This window comes from Gluconacetobacter sacchari (genome assembly GCF_014174255.1).
GTDB classification, from domain to species: domain Bacteria; phylum Pseudomonadota; class Alphaproteobacteria; order Acetobacterales; family Acetobacteraceae; genus Gluconacetobacter; species Gluconacetobacter sacchari.
Map to the genome: position 1 here is coordinate 25641 of NZ_JABEQJ010000030.1, position 15655 is coordinate 41295.

General features: G+C 66.5%; 11 protein-coding genes. 4 read left to right on the top strand and 7 right to left on the bottom strand.

Translation table 11 applies throughout. The features are described from left to right. Positions 1-67: 67 nt before the first annotated feature. The 6 genes from HLH48_RS18165 to HLH48_RS18190 form a co-directional block, all read right to left on the bottom strand. A complete protein-coding gene (locus HLH48_RS18165) occupies positions 68-835 on the bottom strand; it encodes a class II aldolase/adducin family protein (RefSeq protein ID WP_182998896.1) in 768 nt (255 codons plus the stop codon). 2 nt (positions 836-837) lie between these two features. Continuing rightward, complete coding sequence (locus HLH48_RS18170) at positions 838-1890, bottom strand: isopenicillin N synthase family dioxygenase (protein WP_182998897.1); 1053 nt, start codon at positions 1888-1890, stop codon at positions 838-840. A gap of 1 nt (position 1891) precedes the next feature. Then, positions 1892-2746: a sugar phosphate isomerase/epimerase family protein gene (locus tag HLH48_RS18175; RefSeq protein WP_182998898.1), complete on the bottom strand. Its 855-nt coding sequence runs from the start codon at positions 2744-2746 to the stop codon at positions 1892-1894. A 22-nt stretch (positions 2747-2768) separates the two neighbouring features. Continuing rightward, entirely contained in the window at positions 2769-5030 is a 2262-nt protein-coding gene (locus HLH48_RS18180) for a TonB-dependent receptor (RefSeq protein WP_182998899.1), read from the bottom strand. A 117-nt stretch (positions 5031-5147) separates the two neighbouring features. Further along, positions 5148-5906 carry an amino acid ABC transporter ATP-binding protein gene (locus tag HLH48_RS18185; protein WP_182998900.1) on the bottom strand — a complete coding sequence of 253 codons (759 nt, stop codon included), beginning with the start codon at positions 5904-5906 and terminating at the stop codon, positions 5148-5150. After that, positions 5896-7500: an ABC transporter substrate-binding protein/permease gene (locus HLH48_RS18190; protein ID WP_182998901.1), complete on the bottom strand. Its 1605-nt coding sequence runs from the start codon at positions 7498-7500 to the stop codon at positions 5896-5898. Before HLH48_RS18190 ends, HLH48_RS18185 begins: the two co-directional genes overlap by 11 nt. A 196-nt stretch (positions 7501-7696) precedes the next feature. On the opposite strand from HLH48_RS18190, the gene HLH48_RS18195 reads away from it, so the two are divergent. Then, positions 7697-8569: a dimethylarginine dimethylaminohydrolase family protein gene (locus tag HLH48_RS18195; protein ID WP_182998902.1), complete on the top strand. Its 873-nt coding sequence runs from the start codon at positions 7697-7699 to the stop codon at positions 8567-8569. Between the two features lie 94 nt (positions 8570-8663). Here the strand turns inward: HLH48_RS18195 and HLH48_RS18200 are convergent, their stop codons facing one another. Beyond that, positions 8664-11624: a ribonuclease E/G gene (locus tag HLH48_RS18200; RefSeq protein WP_182998903.1), complete on the bottom strand. Its 2961-nt coding sequence runs from the start codon at positions 11622-11624 to the stop codon at positions 8664-8666. A 580-nt stretch (positions 11625-12204) separates the two neighbouring features. Between HLH48_RS18200 and HLH48_RS18205 the strand changes: the two genes are divergently transcribed. The 3 genes from HLH48_RS18205 to HLH48_RS18215 all read left to right on the top strand — a co-directional run bounded on the left by HLH48_RS18205 (position 12205) and on the right by HLH48_RS18215 (position 15588). Continuing rightward, positions 12205-13089: an N-acetylmuramoyl-L-alanine amidase family protein gene (locus HLH48_RS18205; RefSeq protein ID WP_182998904.1), complete on the top strand. Its 885-nt coding sequence runs from the start codon at positions 12205-12207 to the stop codon at positions 13087-13089. Positions 13090-13161: 72 nt separating this feature from the next. Continuing rightward, complete coding sequence (locus HLH48_RS18210; RefSeq protein ID WP_182998919.1) at positions 13162-13698, top strand: chloramphenicol phosphotransferase CPT family protein; 537 nt, start codon at positions 13162-13164, stop codon at positions 13696-13698. Positions 13699-14007: 309 nt separating this feature from the next. Then, complete coding sequence (locus HLH48_RS18215; RefSeq protein WP_182998905.1) at positions 14008-15588, top strand: 2-isopropylmalate synthase; 1581 nt, start codon at positions 14008-14010, stop codon at positions 15586-15588. Positions 15589-15655 lie beyond the last annotated feature (67 nt).

The window sequence follows — 15655 nt, forward strand, 5'->3', positions numbered from 1 at the left end:
CGGGCCGCGGACCATATAGACAAATTCACAAAAAAGGGAGGGTGATGTGGCGGTTGTGGCGGGAGCGTCAGCGGAGATAATCCGGCTGTTCGCGGTCGAGCTTGCGGCGCAGGGCGCGCCAGACCAACTGGCCCTGGTCCGGATCGCCCTCGAACTGCGCGCGGGTGCGCAGCAATTTGTCTTCCGAGGGCAGGTGCAGCGGGGCGCCCGTCGATTGCGCGGAGACCTGGATGCGGCAGGCCTGTTCCAGGTAATAGGTGCGATAGAAGGCCTGCGCGACCGAGATGCCGACCGTCAGCAGCCCGTGATTCTGCAGGATCAGGGCGATATTGTCGCCCAGGTCGCGGACCAGCCGTTCGCGTTCGCTGAGATTGTCGTCGGCCGCGATGCCTTCGTAGGGGTGGAAGCCGACCCGGTTGTGGAATTCGACATTGATCTGGTTGAGCGGCAGCAGGCCGTTCTGCTGCGCGGCCACGGTCATGCCGGCCAGCGTGTGGGTGTGCATGACGCAGGCGGCGTCGGGGCGGCTGCGGTGGACGGCGGAATGGATCACGAAGCCGGCGGGGTTTACCGGCCAGCTCGTCGCCTGTTTCGGCAGGCCTTCGGCATCGACCACCACCAGCGAACTGGCCGTGATTTCCTCGAACAGCAGGCCGTACGGGTTGACCAGGAAGGTGTGGCCGGGGCCGGGCAGGCGGACCGAGAGATGGGTGTAGACCAGGTCCGTCATGTCGAACAGCGCGAGCAGCCGGTAGGCGGCGGCGAGATCCTCGCGCAGGGACTGTTCGTCCTGTCCGGCCGGTGGCGCGTCTTGTACGGCGGTGGATGAGTCCATGTTCATGCCTGCTGCGTTTTTCGCTTGAAATGACCGAATGTCGCGGTGCCGCGTGCGCCGGCCGGGAGAGCCAGCTCGCCCCGCTCGACCCTGCGGACCAGATATTGGTAGGTTTGCAGGGCCTGTGACCACATGTGATCGCCGATCCCGATCGTCTCGTATGCCTCGTCGCCCCTGGCGAAGGCCGGGAGGGGACGGATCTGGGTATGATAGTCGCAGGCGTAGAACAAGGGGAAGGAATAGCGTTCCTCCTTCACGCTGCGCACGCGGTGGGCGGTGGCGACGAAGGCGCCCGCCGTCATGACTTCCAGCATGTCGCCGATGTTGACCACGAACGTGCCGGGGATCGGCGGCGCGTCGATCCATGTGCCGTCGCCGTTCATGACTTCCAGCCCCGGCCGGTCGGCCAGCAGGATGGTGAAGCATTCATAATCGGTATGGGCGCCGATGCCCGGCGCGTCGTGCGCCGCGCCGTCATAGGGATAATGGATCATCCGCAGTTTCGAGGGCGGGAATTGCGCCATGTCGTCGAACGCATTCTCCGGCAGGCCCAATGCCAGGGCGAAGCCCTGGAACAGCAGATGCCCCAGCGCGAACACGGCGCGGTAATAGGCCTCGGCCCGTTCGCGGAACAGGGGCACGTCCGGCCATGTATTGGGGCCCAGCAGCGGCGTGCCGGACAGGACCAGCGGATTGTCGGCCGGGACCTCGAACCCGATATCGAAGGCTTCCTTATGGTCCGGGCGGTCCTTGTTGTAGACCTCCTCGCCCTCGGGCACGAAGCCCTTATGGGTGGCGGAGGCGCCGATATAATGGTCCATCTTGCGGTCCAGGGGCAGCGCGAAGAAATCCTTCGCCGCCGCGCGCACGCCGTCGATCACCGCCTGGGGCACGCGGTGGCCGGCGATATAGAGGAAGCCGACATCGCGGGCGGCGGCGCCGAGCCGGTCCGCGACCGCCTGCCTGTCGGCGGGATCGGCGGAATACAGGCCGGCGATATCGATGACCGGGATCGCGGTGAAGGCCTCGCGCCGGCCGGGGGGGGCTGTCGTCATGTCAGGTCTCCTGGGAGGCGTGTTGGAATGCATTGAAATGCCGGCGTTCGGTTTCCGCGATCCAGCGGTTCAGATCCCACAAATCGGCCACCGGCGCGTTGGTGAAGGGCAGTGTGTGCAGGTAGCCGTCGGGGCCGCATTCCGGCGTCAGTGTCGTGATGCCATAGCCGCGCCTGGCCTGCGCGGCCCAGACCTGTGCCCAGACCCGCTGGTGGAAGGCGAGCGCCGCCGCGTATTCCGGCGCGCCGGGATGGGGGACCTGCGGACCCTGGTCGTAGCCGATGCGGGCCTGGATGTGATGGACGCGGTCGAGGAAGGCGGTGAAATCGTCCAGGGGGTCGTCGAGCAGCCGCTCGCAGGTGACGACCCAGTGGCTGATATCCAGCGTGAACGATGCGTCGGGGCATTGGCGCAGGACGTCCCGCGCGATCCATGGTGAGGACAGGATGCGCGCGCGGTGGGTTTCGAACACGCAGCGCAGTCCGGCGCTCTGCCCGATCTCGTGCGCCTGGTTGATGAAATCGGCCTGCTGGGTGGCGCACCAGCGGTCGTTGCCGCCCAGCACGTTGACGAAGCGGGGCTGCATGACGGCCGCGCGGCCGAGCGCGTGGCGGAGGTCGGACAGGTGATCGGCCAGGGTGGCGCCCTGGCGGGGGATGACGCCGCCGCCGGTCAGGGCGATGGCGATCACGGGCACGCCCTCCTGTCGCAGGAGCAGGGCCTTGTCGGCCGCGTCCCGCGCGGTGTCGGGGATACGGGCCTCGATGCCGTCAAAGGCCGCGACCCGCATTTCCGCGATGATGGACGACCAGGGCCGGGGGTCGCCCCAGAGCGTTTTGAACAGTTCGAGACGCATGGCGGCGGCCTTGTCTCCGGGCCTAGAAATTATAGCGCAGGTCGCAGCCGACCCAGCGTGGTGTCTGGATATACTGCACGCGGCTGTTGTCGCTGCCGGTGAAGGAATAGGTGTCGCCGTGCTGGTTCAGCATGTTGTCGACATACACGGCGGCCGTCCATTTGCCGGTCTTCGGTCCGACTTCCATCCGCAGGCCCATCGAGCCGATCTTGCTTGTCTTGCCGTTCGGGTCGCCCAGCGCCACCAGCATGTTGTCCTTCCAGGTGTAGCTGGCCTGCAAGGTCACGCGATAACGCTGCGTCACGTCGATGCCGTAGCGCGCGACCGCGCTCCACGAAAAGCGCGGCGCGAAGGGCAGGGCGGAATGGGAGGCCACGTTGCCCAGCAGCGGCAGGCCGCCGATGGAACTGACCGAACTGATGGTCTGCGCGTCGAGATAGGCGAAGGAACCGCGCAGGTCCAGGTTGGGCACCAGATCATGCAGCGTGCTGGACAATTCGCCGCCGCGCGTGCGCGCCCTGGGGATCAGGCCCAGGCTGAGCGACGTGATGTTGCGTGGCATCTCGGCCACGAACAGGGTCTGGCGGTTGTGATATTCGTAATCGAACAGCGAGCCTTCGATCTGCAACTTGTTGTGCAGCAGGCTGGTCTTGGCGCCGATTTCGTAGGCGATCAGGTTTTCGGGATGGACGTAGTCCAGCGCCTGGGGGGCCGTGACCGGCGCCGCGAAATAGGCGCCCGCCTTGTAGCCGTTGGAGATGGTGCCATAGACCAGCGTGCCCGGCAGGATCGTGTAGCGCAGGCCGACGCGGCCGGTCAGGCGCTCATAGTCATGGGTCTGGTCGACATAGGACAGGTGCGAGCCCGCCGTGCCGGTGACCGCGCCGGTATTGTCCACCGTTCCGCCGTTGAAGCCCCGTTCGTCATAGGACAGGCGGCCGGCGGCGATGAAATCCAGCCCCTTGACGATGTGTGTGACGGTGTTGACGTACAGGCCGGTCGAAAGATTCTGCTGGACGAAATGGTCGGTCAGGCTGGCGTTCGGCGAATCCAGGATAAAGGAGCGGTAGCTGGTATAGGCGCCGTTGATCTTGTCATAGGATTCATAGACGCCGACCGTCAGGTTCAGCCGCTTGGCCAGATTCATGCTGAGATGCATGTCGTGCGACTGCGCGATGGTCGTGTCGTTCCAGCGATAATCGCCGACATTGACCGATTCGCCATCGTAATTGTCGTAATCGTCGCGGCGGTAGAGATCGATGCCGGTGGCCGAGGTGAATGTGCCGAAATCGAAATTCCTGGTGTAGTTGATGCCGACGCCGCCGCCATTCTCCTTGCGCGAGGCGCGGTTGTCGCCGACATTCACCGCATTGTAATTGGCGTTCGAGCCCACGCTGATCGTGCGGTCGGGCAGGCCGTTGACCGCGTCGCCATTCACGTCCTGCGGCGAGACCGGAGTGCCCTTGTCGCGCGTGTAATGGATGTTCAGCATCAGCGACGAGCGGTCGTCGATGACGAACTGGGTGAGGTTGCGCAGCGACAGGATGTCCTGCGCCCCGTAGCGCCGGCCGGTATGGATGTCGTGCTGCCAGCCCTCGCCATTGATGTAGCTGAAAGCGAAACGGTTGAAGATCCGATCGGTGACCGGCGTGTTGATGGCGCCGCGCGCGGTGTTGGTGGCGTAGCTGCTGTAGCCCCAGTCCAGGTAGCCGCCGAAATGACCGGTCGGCTTGACCGATTCGATGTTCATGCTGCCGCCGGTGGTGCTGCGGCCATATTCGAAGCCCTGGGGGCCTTTTTCGACGCTGACCGTCTGCACGTCGAACATCTGGCCGTTGTACAGCACCGGGTAGGGCGCGAAGACGCCGTCGATATAGATGCCGATCCCGCCCATGTTGGTGCCGATATAATCATCCAGGCCTATACCGCGGATCGAGAAGATCGGCGTGCTGCCCGAGGTGGCGTTGACGGCGGTCACGCCGGGGATGAAGGCCGCGATCTCCTTGGGGCTGACGATGTGCAGCGCCTGGAGTTCGCGACCGCTGAGCGTGTTGACCGTGTTGGCCATGGTATGGAACCGCGCCGTGCGCGCGCTGGTGACGGTGATGGCCTCCAGCGTCGGGCGCTGGGGAGCGTGGACGTGGCGGGGTGCGGCCCTGTGGGTGGCGGGGGCGGCATGCGCGGCGATGCTGCTGACCCCCGCCAGAAGCAGCGCGGAGAACAGGACATGCCGGTTCCTCTGTGTGATGGCGGTACGACAGGGGGAACTGGTGCGTGCTGTCATGATGTCTTTCCGTCCTGGATGATCTTGTTCCCATCCAAGAACGAAAAGGGGGATCGTTTCGTTGAGAAGGTTCCAAAGTTTACTTTGTCGTCGTGCCGCGTGGCGTCGGCGAACGGGTCAGTGACGGATCATCTGCGCGAGGAAAGCCTGCGCCCGGTCGGTGCGCGGGGCGGTGAAGAATTCCTCGGGCGGTGCGATTTCCAGCACCGCGCCCCGGTCCATGAAGACGATGCGGTCGGCGATGTGGCGGGCGAAGCCCATTTCGTGAGTCACGCAGATGGTGGTGATGCCCTGTTCCGCCAGGTCGCGCATGATGCCGACGATACCGGAGATGGATTCCGGGTCCAGGGCGGCGGTGGGTTCGTCGAACAGGATGATCTCGGGGCTCATGCACAGGGCGCGGGCGATGGCGACGCGCTGCTGCTGGCCGCCCGAAAGCTGGATCGGGAATTTGCCGGCCTGTTCGGCGATACCGACCTGGGACAGGTAGCGCCGCGCCGTGGCCTCGGCGTCGGCTTTCGCGATGCCGCGCACCAGGCGCGGCGCCAGCGTGCAATTGTCCAGCACGCTGAGATGGGGGAACAGGTTGTAGTTCTGGAACACCATGCCGACCGCGCCGCGCAGCGCCGCGAGATCGGTGCGGTCGTCGATGACCCGGCCGTCGATCATCAGCACGCCGCTGTCATGCGGTTCGATGCGGTTGAGGCAGCGGATGAAGGTGGATTTGCCCGATCCCGACGGGCCGAGCACGACGACCTTCTCGCCCTTGCGGATGTCCAGGTCGATCCGGTCGAGGGCCAGATAGTCCTTGTAGAACTTGCTCAGGCCACGGATCGAGATGCGGGCGGTGGGGTCGGGTGCGGTGCTATGCTGCATCGGCGGATGCCTTGTTGCGGTCGGCCCAGACGAAGCGGCGCTCGATCCGCTTTTGCAGGAACAGGAAGAAGAAGACCATTGCGAGGTAGTAGACCAGGGCCGCGGCATAATATTCGGTGAACTGGAAGGTGCGCGCCACCTGGATCTGGGTCACGGCCAGCAGTTCCTGCAACGAGATGACCGAGGCGAGCGAGGTCGTCTTCAGCAGGCTGATGAATTCGTTGATGGTGGGTGGCAGGGCGATGCGCAGCGCCTGTGGGAAGATGACGTGGCGATAGGTCTGCGCGGTCGTCATGCCCAGCGCGTCGGCCGCCAGCACCTGTCCGGGATCGACGGCGCGCAGGGCCGCGCGGTTGATTTCCACCTGGTAGGCGGATTCATTGATCGACAGAGACAGCCATGTCGCCAGGAACGGGGTGAACCAGCCCTCGCGGAAGATGGGAAAGAATTGCGGCAGGGCGTTCCAGATGAACAGGAGCTGGAGCAGGGTCGGCGCGCCGCGGAAGATGGCGACGTAGAAGCCGAGCAGCCTCTTGATGATCGAATCGCGGCCGTTCAGCTTCATCGCCATTGGAATTGAAATCACGATGGCCGTCAGGTGCGACAGCACGGCGATGACGAGCGTCAGGGCCGCGCCCTTGAGGAAGGCGGCGGAGAACAGGGCGCCGAAGAAGGTGGCGACATCGAAGCGCGAAGGGGCTTTGCCTTCGGTGAACACGCTTTGATGGTCGCCGGAGATGCCCCATTGCTTCGCCATCGCGGCGATCTCGCCCTGGCGGGTCAGCGTGTCGATCGCCTTTTGCAGCAGGGCGTCGTCGTGGGCATTCTTGCGGATATAGACGGCGAACTGGTGAAAATCCGGATAGTCGGGCGCCAGGATGATCGTGACCTTTCCGCCCAGTTGCTTCTGCCGGTAATAGAGTTCGACATCCTGGCTGACGAAGGCATGGACCCGGCCGATCAGGACCTGCTGCACCACCTGGTCCTCGGTCGGGTATTGTTGGAGGAGGATCGGTGGCCGGCCGGCGGCGCGCAGGCGATCATTTTCCCGCTCGATCTGCGCGGCGTAGCTGGTGCCGGACTGCACCGCCACGGTCTGTCCGGACAGGTCCGCCATTTCGCGGAGTTTCGGGGTGCCGACGCGGGCGACCACCACCACGCCGGAGTCCAGGTAGGGCACCGCGTCGTAATTGCGCAGCCTGCCGGCCTGCCGCAGGACGCCGCTGATCACCATGCCGCAGCGCTGGGCGGAGAGGCTGGGGAACAGTCCCTCGAAATCCATCGTCTGGGGGACCAGGGTCACGTGCCAGTAGGCGGCCAGGCGCCGGGCGAGGTCGATATCCATCCCGGCCAGGGCATCGGTGTCGGACCCGTCGACGAATGTCATCGGGGGCAAGGTAGGGTTGGTACACAGCGTGAGCTGCCCGTCATGCACGAAGCCGGGGAGGTCTTCGGCCTGCGCCCGCGCGCCCGGCACCGCGATGGCGAGGGCGAACAGGGCCAGGGCCAGGATGTGGCGCAGGATGCGATCGGAGGCTGGCAGGGATCGGGAAGGCATGCGGGCAGACGGGCGGGGGTTCGGCAAACGGTCCATCCTTCGTGGGGCGGAATGGTCCGGCTGGCGCCAGCCGGATCGGGACCCTATACACCATTTCGGTTGGTTTTTGATTTGTCAAAACCCAAAGGGAACTCCACCAGATTTAAATCGCGCGGTCGGTGCCTTCGTCCTAGCTTACGGTCGAGAATGGGGTCTGACGCCCATGACGGACGAGCGGAAGGAGAGAGGGTACATGACGTCGAACCGGTGGTTCATCGACAGCGAAACCGGCGAATTGTCGGATGTTCTTTTGTGCCCGCCCGACAATTACACCTGGATCCCCAGCAACGACATCGCGATCCAGACGATGGCGAAGGGCGCGCGGATCGACAGGGCGGCGCTGGCGGCGCAGTTCGGCGAACTGGTTTCGGCCCTGGAAGGGGCCGGCGTGGCCTGTCATTTCCTGCAACCGCGCGCGGGCATGCCCTATCAGGTCTATACCCGCGACAGTTCGCAGACCACGCCCTGGGGGACCGTCGTCACGCGCCTGATGCGGCCCGAGCGCCGGGCGGAGGAAGGTGAGATCCGTACCTTCTTCCAACCCGACGAGATCTGGAAGAGTGCGAGCCAGGGCCATATCGAGGGCGGGGATATCCATATCATCCGCCCGGGCCTGGTCGTGGTGGGCGTGACGGGCGGCCGCACCGACGAGGCGGGCGCGCGCGAGTTCCTGGGCTGGTTCGAGGCCGCCGGATGGACGACGCGCATGATCCGTTTCCCGGAACATTTCCTGCATCTGGATGTCATTTTCACGATGGTGACGGAAAACCTCGCCATCGCCGCCATCGACGTGCTGGATGACGAGGATCTCGACTGGCTGCGCGGCCAGGGCATCCGGCTGCTGCCGGTCAGCTACAAGGAGGCGATGCGAGACATGGGCTGCAACGTGCTGGCGCTGGGCCGCGACCGGGTGGTCAGCCCGCGCCATTCGGTGCGGATCAACGAGATGCTGCGCGCCGAGGGGTTGACCGTGATCGACCCCGAACTGAACCAGTTCTCGCAGGGCGGGGGCAGCATCCATTGCATGACCATGCCGCTGCGGCGTGCCTCGCTCGTCACAGGCTGACGACAAAAAGGCCCGCCCCGGTGGGGCGGGCCTGTTAAATCGGCTTCTATCGGTCAAGGCCCCGCATCCGGCAAGGATGCGGGGCCTTTTTCCGTCAGCGCCGCCACCAGCCGGTGCGGCGGGCCGGGGCGGGCGTGGCTTCGTCGATCACGGTCGGCTGCGCCGCCGGTTCGTCCGTCGTCGCGGCCTTGGAGGCCGGAGCGGCATCGGTCGCTTTCACGGCCTTCGCGCGCGCCGGAGCCTTGCGGACGCGCTTGGGCTTGGCTGCGGCCTCGCCCGTGTCGGTCGCCTCGGGAGGCGTGGCCTCGACGGCTTCGACGGGTGCGGCCTTGGCGGTCTTCGTGGTCTTGCGCGGCTTGGCGGCCGTCGCCGCGCGTGCGGCCGGCTTGCGACCGGGCTTCTTCTTCTCCGGTGCTTCCGCGACGGGTTCGGCGACCGTCTCCACGGCCTCCACCGGCGCGGCCGGGGTTGAGTCTGCGACCTTGGCCGTGCGGCGGCGGCGCGTCCGGTGCGCCGGGGCGGGGTCTTCCTCCGTCACGGGCTCGGGGACCGGCACCGCTTCCACGGGGGCCGCGACCGGCTCCGCCGACGCCGGGAGTGCTGCGGGCTCGGCATCCGCATCCTTGCGGGCACGTGGGCTGCGACGGCGGCGGGGCTTGGGCGCCTCCTCGACCGGCGCGGCCTCGGACGTGCTTTCGGGCTCGGCTTCCACCACCACGGTCACTGGCACGGCCTCGGGTTCCGACACCGCCAGCGTTTCGGCGATATCGACGATCTCCGCCAGTTTTCCGGCATCCACGGCCGATTTGGCTTCGATGACCGGCTGCCGGGGCGCGGGGGCGACCGGCGGCAGGGATTCGGTCGATTGCTCGATCACGTCGAAGATGTCGATGATGCCGTTGCCGAACGGATTGGCCGGCGTCGGACCGCGATAGGGGGCATCGACAAGCCGGGGCTCGCGCCGGTCGTTCCGGTCGCGTCGGCGGCGCGACCGGTCGCGGCCATCATCCGTGCGCTCGCGCGGCGGCTCGGCTTCGACGGGCTCGGGCGACGCGACGACGGGTTCGGCGGTGTCCGCCTCGGACTCCTCTTCCTCGTCGCCGGCTTCGAGAAAGGTCGATTGCTGCGTGCCATCGGCCGGCCGCTCGCCGCTCCGCCGCCGCCGACGACGCCGGCGCCGCCGACGATGGTCGGTGCCGTCGTCGGTGCCCTCGGCGGTACGCGGAGCATCTTCGATGGACGCCGGGGCTTCGGCCTGGATCGGGATTTCGCGCACCACGGGGGGGGCCGGTTCGGTCTCGATCGTGGCTTCGACCTCGGCCTCGACCGGCTCGGGCAGGGCGGCGTGGACCACCGGTTCGAACCGTTCGGTCTGCGGGCGCACGCGTTCGATGCGCAACTGGGGCGGCAACAGAGAAGCATCGGGCGAGAACACCACGCGCATCTTGTGCCGCTTCTCGATCTCGTCGAGCCAGGCGCGCTTGTTGTTGAGGACATAGAGCGCGATCTCGGCCGCCACATGGACCGTGATCTCGGCCGCGCGGCGGCGGGCGCCTTCTTCCTCGACCGCGCGCAGAACGTGCAGGGCGGCGCTTTCGGTGCCGCGGATGATGCCGGTGCCCTGGCAGTGCGGACAGGGGGTGAAGGAGGATTCGGTGATCGACGGCCGCAGGCGCTGGCGCGACATTTCCAGCAGGCCGAAATGCGAGATCGTGCCGACCTGGATCCGCGCGCGGTCGGTCCGCAGCGCGTCCTTCAGACGCCGCTCGACCATTCCGTTATGCTTGCGGCTTTCCATATCGATGAAATCGATGACGATCAGGCCGGCCAGGTCGCGCAGGCGCAACTGGCGGGCGACCTCGTCGGCGGCCTCCAGATTGGTGCGCAGCGCGGTTTCCTCGATATTGCGCTCGCGGGTCGAGCGGCCCGAATTGACGTCGATCGCCACCAGGGCCTCGGCCTGGTTGATGACCAGATAGCCGCCCGAGCGCAGTTGCACCGTCGGCGACAGCATCGAGTCCAGCAGGCCCTCGACGTTGAAATGCGAGAATAGCGGCTGGGCGCCGTCGCGCCAGCATTTCACCTTCGGCGCGCTCTGCGGCATCAGCATGCGCATGAAGTCGCGCGCCGATTTCCAGCCCGGCTCGCCATCCACCAGGATCTCGGTCACGTCGCGGGTATAGATGTCGCGGATCGCGCGCTTGATCAGGCTGGCTTCCTCGTAGATCAGCGCGGGGGCCACCGAATTCATCGTCAGGTCGCGGATGTCGTCCCACAGCCGCAGCAGATATTCGCAGTCGCGCATGATCTCGGGCCGGGGGCGCTGGGCGCCGGCGGTGCGGACGATCATCGCCATGCCGCGCGGGATCTGCAATTCCGCGATCACGTCCTTCAGGCGCCTGCGGTCGGCGACCGAGGTGATCTTGCGCGAGACGCCGCCGCCGCGCAGCGAATTGGGCATCAGCACGCAATAGCGGCCGGCCAGCGAGATATAGGTGGTCAGCGCGGCGCCCTTGTTGCCGCGTTCTTCCTTGACCACCTGGACCAGCATGACCTGACGGCGCCGGATCACTTCCTGGATCTTGTAGTTGCGCAGGAAGCGGGCGATGCGGCGCTGGACCAGGCTCTCGTCGCCGGTATCGGTCTCGCCGCCGACGGTCTCGGGCAGGGGTTCGGCTTCGCCCTCGGGCGCGTCCTCGGCCACGGCGTCCGTTACGGGGGGCGCGTCGCCGGTGTCGTCTTCCGCCTGGGTTTCCTCGGTGCGGGCTTCCTCCTCCTGGAGGGCCAGCAGCTTTTCGCGGTCCGCGACCGGAATCTGGTAATAGTCGGGATGGATCTCGCTGAAGGCCAGGAAGCCATGGCGGTTGCCGCCATATTCGACGAAGGCGGCTTGCAGGCTCGGTTCTACCCGGATGACCTTGGCCAGGTAGATATTGCCCTTGAGCTGCTTCTTGGCCGACGCCTCGACGTCGTAATCTTCGAGCCTGTTACCATCCATCACGACCACGCGGGTTTCTTCCGCGTGGGTCGTGTCGATCAGCATGCGCTTGGTCATTAAAAACGGAACTCCGGTATGCCCGCTCCGGCTGTCTGCCAGGCGTCCTCATGGGGGACGCGCCATTGCGACGGGGGGGAGGGGCAAAGATAGACATGGGTAACAAAACGACGGATCCGGAAGCCGTTGCGGCGAAATCCGCGCAGATCATGCCCGCGCGCGCCCCATGTGACGTGCGCTGTGCCGGGCTGTCTGCGGACGCGGATCGCGTGGCGTTCATCCATCCTCATCAGGCGGTGACGCGCACCTGCGCGTGCGCGGTGCGGCGTCGGAATAAAGGGCGTCGTCATCCTGCGCCGGCCTTGCGGACGGGTGGAGCGGCATCCGTGGCCCGCGAAGCGGGGGCGGCCTGCCGGATGGGCCCGGTCCTGCCGGCCTTGCCGTTTTCCGGCACCGGCCGACGCGGACCCATCACGGCGTAAGCATGACCCAACTGGGGCCGCGCTGCAAGCGCTGTCGCTGTCTGGAATGAACGGCTGACGGCCGGTCTCAATGATCGCGCGCAAGCCTTTGAAATGCAGACGAAGGGGGTGAACCCTGCTATCATCGGCGCCGGAAATGGCCATAAGGGGCGGTTTCGATGGTTGCAGATCATTCCGAAGGGGCGGCCGGCGGTCGCCGGGGGCGGCGGTCGGTCCTGCTGGCCACGCTGGGCGCGGGGCTTGCCGCGCGGGCCGGCGCGGCGGGAGCGGCGGCACACCGGACGGTGGCCCATCCCCGGCATGCGGCGCGGGCACCGGCGATCGTGGGGCGGGCGGCGGCGCCGCTGCCGCTGGTCATGCTCGATCCGGGCCATGGCGGGAAGGATCCCGGCGCGATCGGGGTGTCCGGCACATATGAGAAACATATCGCCGAAGCCGCCGCTGCCGAACTGCAACGGCAATTGCTGGCCAGCGGCGCCTATCGCGTGGCGATGACGCGGGCGGACGACCGCTTCATCCCGCTGGAAGGGCGGGTGGAGATCGCGCATGCGCATAATGCGGCGCTGTTCATTTCGATGCATGCCGATGCGCTGACCGACCGTTCGGTGCGCGGGGCCAGCGTCTATACGCTGTCGGGGCAGGCGTCGGACGCGCAGAGCGCGGCCCTGGCCCGGACCGAGAACAGCGCGGACCGGTTCGGTGGCCCGCGCGTGCATGCCAATTCGCCCGAGGTCGCGGCGATCCTTGCCAGCCTGGTGACCGAGGAGACGCGGCGGGGGGCCGCCCATATGGCCAGCAGCGTGGTGGAGGCGTTCCGGCCGCGGATCGGCCTGCTGACCCATCCGGCGCGTCATGCGGCGTTCGTCGTGCTGAAATCGGCGGATATTCCCTCGGTACTGGTCGAGATGGGATTCATGTCGAACCGGATGGACGAGGCCGCGCTGCGCCAGGCGGGGCACCGGATGATGGTCGCGGGCGCGATGAAGCAGGCGGTCGACCGGTATTTCGCCTCGGCCGGCGGGGTGACGCGCCTGACGGGGTGAGACCGCGGCGGCGCGGTTGTCGCCGCATATCGTTCATCGGAGGCCTGTAGGGTTCGGCAACCCTGTGTCGTCATCCTCAATGGCGTGGGCAGCGTCGGGAAGAGTTCCGCTGCGCGGGTGCTTCTGGGCCTGCTGGACCGGCCGTTCCTGCATGTGGCGATGGACGATTTCATCGGCATGCTGCCGCCCTGGGCGCATGATCATCCGGACGGTCTGCGGTTTCTTCCGGAGGTGCGGGGCGGGCACCCGTCGATCGCCATTCGCAGTGGTCCGATCATGGCGCGTGCCATGCGCGGCATGCGGCACGCCGTGGCCGCCATGGCGGGGCAGGGGAACGATCTGATCGTGGATGACGTGATGCTGGATGTGGCCGACGCGCGGGAGTATCGCACGCTGCTGGCAGGTTGCGATGCGCGGCTGGTCGGCCTGTTCGCGCCGCTGGCGGTTCCGGAGGCACGGGAACGCGCGCGCGACGGCCGCGCGATCGGCCTGCCCCGCTGGCAATATGACAGGATGCATCGGGGCATGCAGTACGATCTGGAACTGGATACGGCCGATTTGACGCCCGAGCAGGTTGCAAAGAGCATCCGCGACAGGCTGGCATTGTGATGCGCCCGCCATAGCGGGCGGCCAATGGCCTTTTCTGTTGCAATCGATGGGGCGGCCTGTATGGTGCGCGCCATGGTAAACGCGATCACCATGACGGCAGGGCTGTCCGGCGCCAAGGCGCTGTTGGTGTCGCGCGCCCGCGATCGGGCGGGCCTCCTCCTTCGTCTTCGACTTATCTGCCCCTGAGCGTTCAGGGTCGGCGTGATGCCGGCGCGCCCAGGGGAGATGGCGGGAGCGATCCCGCATGCGAGGAGGCGGCGCCCATGTGGCGCTTGCAGGCGAACATTCCGGACCTGTCCGAGGTATTTCATGACAATCCACCATCCGTCCTTCGGCCGTATTGACGACGACCGGGTCATCATCTTCGACACGACCCTGCGCGACGGCGAACAATCCCCCGGTTTCTCGATGAACCTGGCCGAGAAGCTCCGGATGGCGGAGGCCCTGGCCGAACTGGGAGTCGACGTGATCGAGGCCGGCTTTCCGGTGGCGTCGAAGGGCGATTTCGAGAGCGTGCATCAGATCGCGTCCGCCATCCGTGGTCCGGTGGTCTGCGCCCTGGCCCGCACCGGCGGCAAGAACGACATCGCGAGCGCGGGCGAGGCCATTCGCCCAGCCGAGCGGGGGCGTATCCATAATTTCATCTCCACGTCGCCGCTGCATATGAAATACAAGCTGCGGATGGAGCCGGAGACGGTGCTGGACCTGATCGTCGCCGGCAACCGGGCGGCGCGCCAGTTCACCGATGATGTCGAATGGTCGGCCGAGGACGGGTCGCGCACCGATCCGGATTTCCTGTGCCGATGCGTCGAGGCCGCGATCAAGGCCGGGGCGACCACGATCAATATCCCCGACACTGTGGGCTACGCGACGCCCGAGGACATGGCGCGGATCTTCGCCGACGTGAAGGCGCGTGTTCCGGGTGCGGACACGGTGATCTTCTCGGCTCATAATCATAACGATCTGGGTCTGGCGGTGGCCAACACCATCGCGTCTCTGGCGGTGGGCGTGCGACAGATCGAATGCACGATCAACGGCATCGGCGAGCGCGCGGGCAATGCGGCGCTGGAAGAGATCGTGATGGCGCTGCGCACGCGCCAGGACGTCCTGCCTTACAAGACGGGTATCCGGACGCAGAACCTGCTGCGGATGTCGCGCATGCTGGCGACCATCACCGGTTTCGACGTGCAGCCCAACAAGGCGATCGTCGGGCGGAATGCCTTCGCCCATGAAAGCGGCATCCATCAGGACGGCGTGCTGAAGAATGCCGCGACCTACGAGATCATGACCCCGGAGAGCGTGGGCTGGACCCGGTCGTCCCTGGTGCTGGGCAAGCATTCCGGCCGGGCGGCCTTTCGCGACAAGCTGAAGGCCATGGGGTATGGCGAGATGGACGAGGTGCATCTGAACGATGCCTTTGCCCGTTTCAAGGACCTGGCCGACCGCAAGAAGGTCGTCTACGACGAGGATCTGGCGGCCCTGGTGGATGACGAGGCGCGCGACCATGCCCGCATCCGCTTCGTTTCGCTGGATATCGAAGCCGGGTCCCGTCGGCCGGCGCGCGCGGAGCTGACGCTGGAGGTCGATGGCGAGGCGCGCAGCGCCGACGTGACCGGGCAGGGGCCGGTTGACGCTGCCTTCAACGCCGTGCGGGCGATCTTCCCGCATGAGGCGACCCTGCAACTCTATTCGGTCGGTGCGGTGACGGAGGGCAGCGATGCCCAGGCGCGGACCAGTGTGCGGCTGGAAGAAGGCGGCAAGCTGGTGGACGGGCAGGGAGCCGACAGCGACACGCTGGTGTCGGCCGTCCGGGCTTATGTGCATGCGCTGAACAAGCTGCTGGTCAAGCGTGCCCGGACCGAGCCGGAGGCCCTGACCGTGCCCGCGTGACAGCGGGGCGTCGCTGACTGATGGAGAGACGGGACCTCCTGTGGGAGGTCCCGTTTTTTGTGCCGTC

Bases quoted from the DNA above. Each gene is read 5' to 3' on its own strand.
- HLH48_RS18180 (WP_182998899.1), bottom strand. From the start codon at position 5,030: ATGACAGCACGCACCAGTTCCCCCTGTCGTACCGCCATCACACAGAGG.
- HLH48_RS18195 (WP_182998902.1), top strand. From the start codon at position 7,697: ATGACGTCGAACCGGTGGTTCATCGACAGCGAAACCGGCGAATTGTCG.
- HLH48_RS18165 (WP_182998896.1), bottom strand. From the start codon at position 835: ATGGACTCATCCACCGCCGTACAAGACGCGCCACCGGCCGGACAGGAC.
- HLH48_RS18175 (WP_182998898.1), bottom strand. From the start codon at position 2,746: ATGCGTCTCGAACTGTTCAAAACGCTCTGGGGCGACCCCCGGCCCTGG.
- HLH48_RS18190 (WP_182998901.1), bottom strand. From the start codon at position 7,500: ATGGACCGTTTGCCGAACCCCCGCCCGTCTGCCCGCATGCCTTCCCGA.
- HLH48_RS18200 (WP_182998903.1), bottom strand. From the start codon at position 11,624: ATGACCAAGCGCATGCTGATCGACACGACCCACGCGGAAGAAACCCGC.
- HLH48_RS18205 (WP_182998904.1), top strand. From the start codon at position 12,205: ATGGTTGCAGATCATTCCGAAGGGGCGGCCGGCGGTCGCCGGGGGCGG.
- HLH48_RS18170 (WP_182998897.1), bottom strand. From the start codon at position 1,890: ATGACGACAGCCCCCCCCGGCCGGCGCGAGGCCTTCACCGCGATCCCG.
- HLH48_RS18215 (WP_182998905.1), top strand. From the start codon at position 14,008: ATGACAATCCACCATCCGTCCTTCGGCCGTATTGACGACGACCGGGTC.
- HLH48_RS18185 (WP_182998900.1), bottom strand. From the start codon at position 5,906: ATGCAGCATAGCACCGCACCCGACCCCACCGCCCGCATCTCGATCCGT.